Annotated in this window: 1 protein-coding gene; it reads right to left on the minus strand. The window is 59.4% G+C overall.

Annotated features, from left to right (window positions below; genetic code table 11):
* Positions 1-276, minus strand: a 276-nt coding sequence (locus A3709_RS21920) for a M20/M25/M40 family metallo-hydrolase (RefSeq protein WP_156507906.1), incomplete at both ends; no start/stop codon positions are given.

A 276-nucleotide genomic window follows, 5' to 3' on the forward strand; every position in this document is an offset into this window, starting at 1 on the left:
ATAATGCCTTTGTAGATGGCGGTGAGACGCGGCAGGTCTGGCGCGTTAACCTCCTCGTTGAGCTTGTGAATAGTGGCGTTAATCAGGCCCAGCTCTACCACCTGAGCTCCGGTGGGCGCGATAAACCGTCCATCGGACGTGCCGCCTGATGTCGACAACTCGGTCTCTGTACCGGTGACATCTCGAATGCTCGCCACCGCCGCCTCTACAAGGGCGCCGCTGGAGGTGAGGAAAGGCTGGCCGCTGAGATTCCAGTCAATGCTGTAGTCCAGCGCA

Source organism: Halioglobus sp. HI00S01 (genome assembly GCF_001635445.1).
Taxonomy (GTDB): Bacteria; Pseudomonadota; Gammaproteobacteria; order Pseudomonadales; family Halieaceae; genus Halioglobus; species Halioglobus japonicus.